Origin of the sequence: Serratia sp. 14-2641 (genome assembly GCF_001692375.1) — a bacterium.
Taxonomy (GTDB): domain Bacteria; phylum Pseudomonadota; class Gammaproteobacteria; order Enterobacterales; family Enterobacteriaceae; genus Chania; species Chania fonticola_C.
The window spans coordinates 1-10,952 of the sequence record NZ_LXKR01000057.1; the positions used below are offsets into that span (position 1 = coordinate 1).

The 10,952-nt window shown below is 47.7% G+C and carries 7 protein-coding genes and 9 pseudogenes; 11 read left to right on the forward strand and 5 right to left on the reverse strand.

Annotated features, from left to right (window positions below):
• The 4 genes and pseudogenes from A6U95_RS20920 to A6U95_RS30040 all read left to right on the forward strand — a co-directional run.
• Window positions 1–824: amidohydrolase family protein (locus tag A6U95_RS20920; protein WP_139102419.1), on the forward strand; the 824-nt coding region annotated here is incomplete at its 5' end.
• A 141-nt stretch (window positions 825–965) separates the two neighbouring features.
• Window positions 966–1,091, forward strand: a pseudogene (locus A6U95_RS30400) (IS6 family transposase); the annotation flags it as partial.
• A 165-nt stretch (window positions 1,092–1,256) separates the two neighbouring features.
• Window positions 1,257–1,796 (forward strand): annotated as a pseudogene (locus A6U95_RS20925) (transposase); the annotation flags it as partial.
• 477 nt (window positions 1,797–2,273) lie between these two features.
• Window positions 2,274–2,771: pseudogene (locus A6U95_RS30040) on the forward strand (DDE-type integrase/transposase/recombinase); the annotation flags it as partial.
• Window positions 2,772–2,947: 176 nt separating this feature from the next.
• Here the strand turns inward: A6U95_RS30040 and A6U95_RS30780 are convergent.
• Window positions 2,948–3,382, reverse strand: a complete 435-nt coding sequence (locus A6U95_RS30780; protein ID WP_139102420.1) for a hypothetical protein — start codon at window positions 3,380–3,382, stop codon at window positions 2,948–2,950.
• Window positions 3,383–3,769: 387 nt separating this feature from the next.
• Here A6U95_RS30780 and A6U95_RS31755 point away from each other — a divergent pair, with 387 nt between their 5' ends.
• From A6U95_RS31755 to A6U95_RS30795, 6 genes and pseudogenes are all read left to right on the forward strand, one after another.
• Window positions 3,770–4,039: a helix-turn-helix domain-containing protein gene (locus A6U95_RS31755; protein WP_139102421.1), complete on the forward strand. Its 270-nt coding sequence runs from the start codon at window positions 3,770–3,772 to the stop codon at window positions 4,037–4,039.
• A 214-nt stretch (window positions 4,040–4,253) separates the two neighbouring features.
• Window positions 4,254–5,736 (forward strand): annotated as a pseudogene (ltrA, locus tag A6U95_RS20945) (group II intron reverse transcriptase/maturase).
• Window positions 5,737–5,816: 80 nt separating this feature from the next.
• Window positions 5,817–6,274, forward strand: a pseudogene (locus tag A6U95_RS20950) (IS3 family transposase); the annotation flags it as partial.
• A 41-nt stretch (window positions 6,275–6,315) separates the two neighbouring features.
• Window positions 6,316–6,620: pseudogene (locus A6U95_RS31590) on the forward strand (transposase); the annotation flags it as partial.
• Between the two features lie 317 nt (window positions 6,621–6,937).
• Window positions 6,938–7,294 carry a hypothetical protein gene (locus tag A6U95_RS30790; protein ID WP_139102422.1) on the forward strand — a complete coding sequence of 119 codons (357 nt, stop codon included), beginning with the start codon at window positions 6,938–6,940 and terminating at the stop codon, window positions 7,292–7,294.
• A gap of 279 nt (window positions 7,295–7,573) precedes the next feature.
• A pseudogene (locus A6U95_RS30795) lies at window positions 7,574–7,807 on the forward strand (IS3 family transposase); the annotation flags it as partial.
• 93 nt (window positions 7,808–7,900) lie between these two features.
• On the opposite strand, the pseudogene A6U95_RS31595 reads toward A6U95_RS30795, so the two are convergent.
• Window positions 7,901–8,124: pseudogene (locus tag A6U95_RS31595) on the reverse strand (arylsulfatase regulator).
• Between the two features lie 184 nt (window positions 8,125–8,308).
• On the opposite strand from A6U95_RS31595, the pseudogene A6U95_RS20955 reads away from it, so the two are divergent.
• Window positions 8,309–8,736 (forward strand): annotated as a pseudogene (locus tag A6U95_RS20955) (Tn3 family transposase); the annotation flags it as partial.
• Window positions 8,737–8,815: 79 nt separating this feature from the next.
• Here the strand turns inward: A6U95_RS20955 and A6U95_RS30800 are convergent.
• The 3 genes from A6U95_RS30800 to A6U95_RS30070 all read right to left on the reverse strand — a co-directional run.
• Window positions 8,816–9,493, reverse strand: coding sequence for a hypothetical protein (locus tag A6U95_RS30800; RefSeq protein ID WP_139102423.1), 678 nt, complete (start codon window positions 9,491–9,493; stop codon window positions 8,816–8,818).
• A 27-nt stretch (window positions 9,494–9,520) separates the two neighbouring features.
• A complete protein-coding gene (locus tag A6U95_RS30805; protein WP_139102424.1) occupies window positions 9,521–10,255 on the reverse strand; it encodes a hypothetical protein in 735 nt (244 codons plus the stop codon).
• 522 nt (window positions 10,256–10,777) lie between these two features.
• The coding region (locus tag A6U95_RS30070) for an arginine deiminase family protein (RefSeq protein WP_241810701.1) at window positions 10,778–10,952 on the reverse strand (175 nt) is incomplete at its 5' end.

Genomic DNA, 10,952 nt, shown 5'->3' on the forward strand with positions numbered 1-10,952 from the left:
TTTCGGAACTGCCCCGCACCATTGGTGGTCACCTCTCCCGCATGGAGCAGATCGGCGGCGCCCTGGTCGCCGACAGTCCCGATGAAGTGCGAGTCCGGGCGCGCGAGCAACTCATGCAGGGCGCGGCGCAAATCAAGCTCACGGCCGGGGGCGGTGTGTCGTCGCCTCACAGCCCGGTAGACGTCACCACGTTCTCCGTGGAGGAGCTTCGCGCTGCTGTGGGCGCTGCAGAAAGTTGGGGCACCTATGTTACGGCCCACGCCTTCAGCGACGAGGCGGTCCGCCGGTCGATCGAGGCCGGGGTGAAGGTCATCGAGCATGGCTTCCTGATGAGCGAAGAAACCGCGCAACTGATTGCCGAGAAGAATATATGGCTGAGCTTGCAGCCGCTTCCTGAAGGCCTGCGACTCGGGTTCCCCGAGGGTTCCGTTCAGCGCCATGGGGCTGATGAGGTTTGGCCGGGCATCGACCGAACTTACCAATTCGCGAAAAAATACAACATCAAGACGGCCTGGGGCACCGACGTGCTGTTCTCCCAGGCACTGGCGCAGCAACAGGGTGCAATCCTGGCGTCGCTGACGCGCTGGTATACCCCGGCCGAGGCGCTGGCCATGGCGACCGGTACCAATGCGGAGCTTCTTGCTTTGTCGGGGAGACGTAATCCGTATCCAGGCAAACTCGGGGTTGTCAAAGAGGGCGCGCTGGCCGACTTGCTGCTGGTCGATGGCGACCCGCTAAAGAACATCAACCTCGTCGCCGATCCCGCTAATTTTGCGGTGATCATGAAAGACGGGCAGGTCTACAAGAACACACTGCCGCAATAAAGTTTTCTTCCAGGCAAGAATGCCTGCGAGATCGTCTTCACAGCGTTCACCCCCGCCGCCATTCTATGAGCCGGGGTGGACGGGTTCTTTCGCACTAAGCACATGTCGGTTAACATGCTTTTTTTATGATGTTATCTGACCATGTCACTGATTAGAAAAGCCTTAAAACGCCTGCATTATCCCGTTGATATCATCGCCCAATCTGTTCGCTGTATCGTGCTTATGCCCCTGAGCCTGCGCAACCTCGAAGAGGTGATGGTAGAACAGTAGCCCGCCGGCGGCGGGAGCTAAGACTCTATTAGAAAATACGTTTCTTCAGGTATCGGAGCTCGCTATAATCCCGTGCATGCACATACCTCGACCGGCAAAACTCCGCTTCCAGATTGATGTTACGCCAGGCTTGATTTACCTGCCGTCGGCTATCAACTCATCCGGGAATGGTGCTAGTTTCTTGAGGCGCAGTTTCAGCGCTGCTGGAAAATCCACTTTGCCAAAAAGACCCAACACGCCCAGCAAAACGTCAATTACCTAGGACGCTATCTGAAACGACCGCCGATCGCAGCCCCAAAACTGCGTCATTACACCGGCAGAGCCGTTGTTCATCATTACTATGACCACCGGACTCAGCAACACCGCACGCAACGACTCAGCCAGGAAGAGATGCTGTGAGCCATATCCCGTCACGCCATTTTAAGATGGTCAGGTATTACGGTTTTCTGGCCAACCGCAAACGGGGTGAGTTATTGCCTAAAGTCTATATTGCCCACGGGATTGAAATGAAGGCAAAACCACCGAAACCGGGCTTTGCGTCGCTGATTAAGAAATTTACCAATGTGGATCCGTACCAGTGCGTGTTATGTGGAAGCAGAATGGTATTTTAAGGGCGCAGAAGCCGGTATCCGGGCAGAAGAGTTATTGGCGCGACGTCGGCAGGAGTTCAAAACAGAGCGATGGCTGTGGCAGGCGGCATAGGGAAGATCTGTCTGAAATGTGGATTGGGCATCAAAATGGTGGTTATTTTAACCAATCGTCAACCTCATATTGACTGAGTTGATGGAACTCATGGTCCTATCACCCTCTTTTGCCTCTGACCAAAAGGAAAAAAACGGATCCAACTTCCTAACCATCAAGCTGATGAGCGTTCAAAATAGAAGCGGCCAAATAAATGTTAGGGAGCAAGCACAGGTGCGTGAGACGGTTGATCGCTTTTTACACTGGGAAAAGACAGTCAAACCGAGAGGAGTCTATCGGGAAGACCTCGGTGGTGTGCTACCAACGCTGATCTCATCCGAATTCTTGTGCTTATTGGAGATGGCATCTGACGTTCGTGAATCTGCCCCCCAGGAGGACCCCGATCTGAAACCTCCTTTTGTTGAAGGCAGCCTATTTATGCCCAACGCTTGGGGTTCAGTGAAGGATTCAACAATTATCTCATCCCAGCACATACTTAGCATCAAAGCCATGTGCCGGGTGCTCCGTGTCGCCCGCAGCGGCTGGTATGCCTGGCGTCTGCATCGCCATCAGATAACTCCGCGTCAGCAGTTCCGTCTTGTCTGCGATGATGCCGTTCGAAAGACATTCAATGGCGCCAAACAGCGCTATGGTGCGCCGCGTCTTGCTGATGAGCTTCCGGCGTACAACGTCCAAACCATTGCAGCCAGCTTGCGTCGTTAGGGGCTGCGCGCAGAGGCCTCGCCCCGGTTCAGTCCGGTCAGTTACCGTGAACATGGTCTGCCGGTGTCTGAAAACCTGCTGAAGCAGGACTTTACCGCCTGTGGGCCGCATCAGAAATGGTCGGGTGACATTACCTACTTACGAACAGACGAAGGCTGGCTTTACCTGGCGGTGGTGATTGACCTGTGGTCGCGGGCCGTCATCGGCTGGTCGATGTCCTCGCGGATGACGGCACAACTGGCCTGCGAAGCGTTGCAAATGGCGCTGTGGCGGACTCAGCCCGGAACAATTTGAAAACCAGACTCTTGCTTAGCCGTGTGTCCATTGTTCGAGGGTAAGAACATATTGTTAGAGATGCCGAAAAGCACCCGTATTGCAAACAAGGTACTTTTCGGTAAGGACTAGCTTTTATTTACTCAACAAAGCCTCGAAAATATAAAGGTATCACATCAGATAAAATTATGTGTTATATCTATGGTTTTTCCTCTATCAGGAAGGCAAATAAATGTAGCCGACACAATAGGGGCGTACCTTTCAACATCAGAAAACCAACCGCTATTAATTTGAGGTCTAAATGTGAGAAGTTTTTCGCCACTTGTGATCGAAGACATATCAACTACACCTTGAATAACGAACACCTTGCCAGGATGAACTTCCGAAGGAATATTGCCCAGTTTGAAAGTTGGACTTTCAAACTCATCATCCCCGTTTGAGATGGTGTTAGTCCAAACTTGTGGGGTTCTAAGATTAAGTACGTAGTTTGAATTATTTAGAAAGGTCAGTGTCACTTGCAAAGAACCAGAGAAATCAAATGCATTGGTGCTATAAGCAGTATTATAGGCACCCCATGGGTGAGAGTAAGATAGTTCAGATGGGCAGCTCATTTATATTCTCCGTTGTGATGAATGTCGTTTAGGTTAAGTACTCCTACCATTTTCGTAAAAATAAGAATACGAGGATTGATGTTCTTACCTGGTTTTCCTGTATCAAGAAATATGAATTATCTAATACCAATTGCGTTACCCCCCCCATGCCTGACACTCTTTTAATTTATTCAAAACTATAGTGTATGATATGCGTTTTGACCTTAGCTCTTGGATTAAAAACAATAAATGCGATATTATTTACTTGATAAAAGTTAATCCCGATACTTTATTTTTTAAAGGGGATGGTTTCGGCACTGTTATAACTGCGTATTCTGGAACAACGTGAACACAGATTCCCCCCCTGTGTCAGCATAGTTGTAGCCTCAATTTTTAAGGAGAATGACTATGCCGGCACATGCTGTACCGATTGATGTGAAAGAAAAGGGAGTGATGTGGCTTTTACCTCCCTATAGCTGGTCTGTCAGACACATTGCACAAAAGCTGGCACCCAGTTCTTCCGTTGTTGCAAAATGGAGACTTGAACTGGTGATCCAGGGTTTATTACCTAAAAATGAAAGGATATCTTCTGTGGATGGCGATGAATGGCCCCCTGAGCATCGCTTTTCGGTTGTTCTTGAAACAGCTTCGTTGTCTGAAATGGAACTTGCCGATTAGCCTCCTCAGTATGTTTGAGTCCGGGCAGGTAAACCGGGGAAGGTCAGCGACGGATGTTAAGGGGGCATGGCTCCGATGACGCGCTGGCTGGCGGAACTTCCGTAGTAGTCCGCGATGGGGAAAGCCCATTACATGGCGAAGGGAAGCAGTTTAAATGTGTTTGCGAAGTGAATTAACTGACCCAATGAGGTGAAGACCTATGATAATCAGCGAAATGCAACGCAAGCTTGTCACATGGGCAGCAACCGATCCGTCCCGACGGATTGAAAGGCTGCTGCGTCTGATAACACAACCGGAATGGCTGGCTGAAGCCGCGCGGATCACCCTTTCATCAAAGGGGGCGCATACCCCCGGCGTTGACGGTGTGAACAAAGCAAAGCTACTGGCCGGACTGTCTGCTGAGTTGCAAAGGCTCAGCGAAGAACCTCTCTCGGGTCACTACCAGCCTATGCCAGCCAGACGGGTTTATATCCCTAAAAGCAACGGCAAACTGCGACCACTGGGTATCCCCGTGTTGCGGGATCGTATTGTTCAGCGGGCAATGCTGATGGCGATGGAGCCTATTTGGGAGAGTGATTTTCATACGCTCTCGTATGGCTTTCGGCCTGAACGCAGTGTCCATCACGCGATCCGCACGGTGAAACACGGGTGCGCTGGGTTATTGAGGGTGACCTGTCCAGCTACTTTGACACAGTACATCACCGGCTGCTGATGAAAGCCGTCCGCCGCAGGATCAGTGACGCACGTTTTATGAGCCTGCTGTTGAAAACCATCAAGGCCGGGCATGTTGATGTCGGTCTCTTTCGGGCGGCCACTGAAGGCGTGCCACAGGGCGGTGTGATCTCGTCGTTGCTGTCGAACATCATGCTCAATGAGTTCGATCAGTATCTGCATAAACGCTATCTGAGCGGGAAAGCCCGAAAGGATAGATGGTACTGGAATAACAGTATCCAGCGGGGCCGAAGTACTGCGGTCAGAGAAAACTGGCAATGGAAACCTGCGGTTGCATATTGCCGGTATGCCGATGATTTTGTGCTTATCGTCAAAGGGACCAAAGCACAGGCAGAAGCCATCAGGGAGGAGTGCCGTGGCTTGCTTGAAGACAGTCTGAAGCTCAGGCTGAACATGGACAAGACAAGGATCACCCATGTAAACGATGGTTTTATCTTTCTGGGTCACCGGATCATCCGCAAACGCAGTCGTTACGGCGATATGCGGGTGGTCTCGACGATCCATAAGGAGAAAGCCAGAAGCTTCGCCGCATCGCTGACGGCATTGTTATCAGGCAATTACAGTGAAAGCAAAGTCGATATGGCTGAACACCTCACCGAAAACTGAAAGGCTGGGCCGCGTTCTACCAGTTCGTTGATTTTAAGGCCAAAGTCTTCAGTTATATCGACCGCGTAGTGTTCTGGAAGCTGGCTCACTGGCTGGCCCGCAAATACCGTACAGGCATCGCTACCCTGATGAGGTGGTGGTGTAAATCACCGAAACCGGGTCAGAGCAAAACGTGGGTTTTATTTGGTAAAACCAATCACGGCAAGCTCAGCGGTGAAATCCTGTACCGGCTGGTCGGGTAAGGCAAGAAGCGGTTCCGCTGGCGTCTACCAGAAGGTAGCCCTTACCTGAGGACCGAAGCCAGAAACACATATACATCGCGCTACACTGACGTGGCAATGGTGTTCGCCAACGTTTAAATGGAGAGCCGGATGCGCTGAAAGGTGCACGTCCGGTTCGGGGAGGAGATGCGAGGAAATAGTCCGACTACGCCCTGCCTCTTACTCTACTCCGCACCTGGCAGGGCTGGCTGTATCTGGCAGTGGTTATAGACCTCTTCGCCCGTAACGTGGTGGCCGGTCGATGAAGCAGACTCTCTCACGCGAACTGGCACTGGATGCGCTGATGATGGCAGTCTGGCGACGTAAACCGGGCAGCGAGGTCATCGTGCACTCAGACCAGGGAAGACAGTACGGCAGCGACGACTGGCAACGGTTCTGTCGGGCCAATAATCTGGCACCCAGTATGAGCTGGCGTGGCAACTGCTGAGATAATGCGGTGGCCGAATCGTTCTTCAGTTCGCTTAAAAAAGAACGGATCAGTAAACGCATCTATAAAACCCGGGATCTGGCCCGGGCCGATATATTCGATTACATTGAAGTCTTCTATAACCGGTCCCGGCGCCACAGTCATCTCGGCGGCGTCAGTCCGGAAGCCTTTGAACAGGCCTCGTCGTGAGGACAGAATTTGTCTACTGTCGTGGGGTCAGTCCATTTTAACCCGGCATTCTGAAAATAGCGAAGCAGACCCACCGTAAAATCAGGGTTGATTCAGCCTATGGGGATTATGCCACAAAACAGTGCCACGACGAACTAATACGTAAGAAAATCAAGGCACTGATCCGCTGCGAACCCGCGCAGGTTACTGGCCAATGGAGTACGCAGACCGAAATCAGGCGGTAGCGAGGCTGCGGCTTACGGGAAGTAACGCCTAATGGAAATAGAATACGGCTTACAACTGGCGGTCGGTGGCCGAAACGGCGATGTACCGAGTGAAACAGCAGTTCGGCTGGCATCTTACGCTAAGTTCAATCACCCCCATCAAGGCTGGCGATTAAATATATCGCCATTAAGTTTTATTAAGTAAATAATATCGAAATTGTTGCTTTAAATATAAGAGCTAAAGCCAGAATTTACCCCATGAATTTATAATAAAGCTGGAGGGATTACAAATCATTACAAAACCCTCCACTACAAATTATATTCTTTAGCTATAATTAATGGGCACTAGTGAAAAAGAAGGGGTCAAGAAGACTCATCAGCATGTTGCTCCACAAGTTTAATTTTTCAATCAATCTAAGCATTCAACATACAATCACTTAAAACCAAACAAGGATTTACAATGAAAGTAAGTAATCTCCTCCCTTTCAGCTACTCACCTTATCCAAATAATTACCCGCGTTACGTTGAAGGAACGCCAGTGGCTAATGACGTTATAGCCGGGTATATCACCACAGGAACGACCACGATCGAAGTTTCAGTGACAGAGAATTTTGTACATGATGGTTATGACCGTTTTGTATTGTACAGCCAAAATGGACAAGGTCCCTATGCTGTAGGAATGGTTGATGCGCATCGACATGTTGAAATCCATATTTTCACACCTCTGTCGGTGGGCGTTTCCTATCTTCTTTATGCGAACGATCATAATAACTCAAGGCTTGCCCCTGTCATGATTTTACCCAATGTTCCTCAATAAATTTTAATTATCTATAATTTACCGTAAAGTGGCTTTTTGCATAGTTATGTAATTTATTACTTTACGGTAGATAACTCGGTATATTAGTTAATTACTATTAACGGTTGAGCAACAACTATAAAAATAACACATGGTATATCCTGATTTCTGCAATGTGATCAGTTCTTCCGTTTGAACACCTGATTCATCGGTTATGACTATCTGGAGCGTCAGTTGATCTTACTCAGCAATAATGGACACGGCGCTAAGTGAGTAAACTCTTAACCAGGGGTAGCTCACATGACAAAATCAGCATCAACCAAAAAGCAGTCGCGCAAACAGTACACACCCGAAGTTCGTCAGGAAACCCTCAAGCTGGCTGAACGTATCGGCGCCGCTGCCCGCGAACTCAGCTTGTACGAATTGCAGATTTATACCTGGCGCCAACAGTAGCACTCTTCATCTGAACACGAGCAGAAAATGTCCACCGAAATTGCCCGCCAGAAACGTCAATTCGCTGAAAAGGATGAGGAGGGTGTTCTATGTCGGGACCGACGAAATTTCCGGCCTGTGTTTTTAGTGATCTTTCCGGACCTCAATAACGCCATCAGCAATCCCTTGAGCCAGTCACTCCATTGATTTCACAAAGCGAAAATATTCAGGACATTGCAGGTAAATGTAGTCCATCTGAACTTTTGATGTACTGTTCATCACCTGTTTAAAGGCTTCCATATAGAGTCATAACAGCCCTACAACAGCTGAGCATCACCATGCTCTGTTAGAGGAAATTGGCAGGCATAATCATGAACTATCTTTGCCAGATGTTGCTGCTCTGCGGTTAAGTCGAGCATTTTTTATCCTCAGAAATTTGTCGTTCCGGATGATGAGTTCACATTTTTAATGAAACTTTTTTTCGACAGTGTTATCTGCCGAACTATCGAATCCCAGCAGGCGTTTAATCCGGGTCAATAACTGTGGTGTAACGTTCCTGCGGGAAATACTCTCTGTATGAACAGTAACTGTCTTTTTATTCAAACGGATCCGACAAGACAGGAGGTATTTGAATATGGTCGGCTGGTTCGCAGCATTGGCATGCTTAAGTATCTGAGAAATCCGCAGCCGGAACGCAATATCCGTTGCTCTCAGAGCCGGATTGAATCTTATCACCAGCTATGTGCCGCTGTCGTCAAAATCGGCGGAAAGAAGGAGTTAACTGGGAAGAATAACTTTGAAACGGAAATAAGCAATCAGTGAGGGCGGTTGATCTCCAACACGATCGTTTATTACAATTCCGCGATCCTGTCACGACTGGAAGCAGAAGGTAACGACAAAGGCATTGAGGCTCTACCCCGGATATCGCCAGTGGCCTGGCAGCACATTTTGCTGAACGGGCATTATACCTCCAGAGCAGCAATGAAATCATTGACCTGGATGCGCTGGTTGCCGGGGTGAAACTGGGATAACGGAAATTTCGGCGTAGAACCCCTATTATTGAGTATATATTTTACGATAAACCGCTGGTTTCCCCAACGGTTATGTATGCTATGGCGATAAAATAGCCAGATCGAGTTTCCCTTCAACATTATTTGTAAATGTGGTGGGAATAATATGAATATTCATGTTACCCATTGCTGCGTTATAAAAGACAGCGCTTACATCTCGTTGCGAAGCCCCTGGTGGGAGTTGTGTTTCTGAAACCGCACTATTAAACGAAACACTGCTGACACGTACATGACCGTTTCCGTCGGTAATATTTACATGCATGTGAGTTGTTGGGAGTTGATTACTGTCAGGAACCAACATAAAGGTTAATGCGCTTGCACTAGGAAGTGAGGAGCCTACCGCATATACATACTCCAACGTTTCTCCTGGTGCGATACGCAATGATGACGTTATACGTGAATTACTTGTATGATTATCTATGATTATTAGATTATGTCGTGATAAGTTTCTTATCTTTATTTTCAATCTAATCCGCTCCCTTTCTGGAAGCGCTGTGCTTTCTGACATTCCACCGATGAGAGATGTTAATCCTGCGGCCAGTCCCAAAATAATCCCTATAATAGAAAAGAATCCTCGGGTTTCTGACTGACTATCTTGTTGTGTGAAATTGTAATAATGCAGGGCTGATAACGCAATGGTTCGAGCACCAGAAATTCCACTGCTCGACCAAGGGATAAATTGCAATTCATTTTGGTAATCATCAGTTTTATCTTTCATATAACCTCCAATGATAATGGTTTTTATTTAATTGGCACGCAAACCCAAAGGGGTGAAGGTAATAGTACAACCACTTGTTTGTGGAGCTCTTTCTGGCCAATTGGCAGGAGCCATTGCAATCCCGAAAGAAGGTGCTGTCGAACCTTGTCTTCCACGGAAACCTACATAATTTATATTGAAAATACCAGGGCGAACTGGAGGTGCGTTAGTATCTAAGTTTTGAACATGGGCTATTCTTGTTCTACCTAAACTACGAATAATAGCTATTTCAAAATTGGTCGAGTTAGTGTTGTCCACTATGTGAGGCGGTCGTGAGAGAATGTTTGGATCAGTAGATACAGCAAGAAAACGAAATATTTGTAACCCAGTGTGGTTTAAGTTTGCGGGAGTGTATTTAATGTTGCATATAGCTGTATCACCGGGGAACATTATTTTTGGTGCTTTATCGAATGTATGACCACTCGGTAGGTGAGTATGAAAAGGTATAATTATAACATCAGCCTCATTTTTGAAAATCATGGTTTGTGTTATATGGTTAGGTGTGGGGGCTGGCATCAAAGACATCACTCCTCCCATTGTATCCATAGTTGAGCCCAGTAGACCAAGGATTTTCCATATCCAACGGGTTTGGGAGGTACCTAGCCTTGCTGTCAGGTTATCTTGATATCTATAGCCGGCCGCTATTTCATTAGCTGCTTCTCCCGGATTTAATGTATAAACCACAGAGTGTATTGCCGATGGTTCAATGAAATTATCATCCATCTCTTCTCCATCCTTTGAATTCATAATAATAGACCTCATTGGTTGTTTATTGTGATAGCGCCGATGGCTGTAGTACGTGTAAAATGTATTTACAATGCAGGTGTTATTATATGTCATTTTTTAGCGGAATGTGGTTAAAGTGTTAATTTAATTTTTAATTTTTAATTTTTATCGTTAATTTTTTTTTGCGATATAATAACCTTGATTTTGTTTACTATGCAATGTATTACCCCGCCGTCGGGAGTGGCCGCGCTGGTGAGATATGAAAAAATAATGGAATAAAGTTACATAGTAGTGTACTGAATGGTTGCCTGTATAAGTGACTTTTCTGGGGAGGCTGGAAATTTTGCTGCTTCTCTTGAGATTGTTAAGCTATGAATAGCTGTGTATTTGGACTCTGTCGCATTAGCGTAGGCACGTCAGCAAGTCAGCATGTCATTGGATTTAAATCTATCAGTAACTGCTTTTTAAGGATATGAGTACGCCTTGTTAGGGGGTACTCATAAGTAGTTTACTGTTAAATTAATCGTCTAAGGCATCGCGGATAATGGGGCAGGTCATACAGTGGCCGCCGCCACGGCCACGGCCCAACTCACTGCCGACAATCTCAATGACCTCAACCCCTTCTTTGCGTAGCTGGGTATTGGTTTTGGTATTACGATCGTAAGCCAGCACCACCCCAGGAGAGAGCGCCACC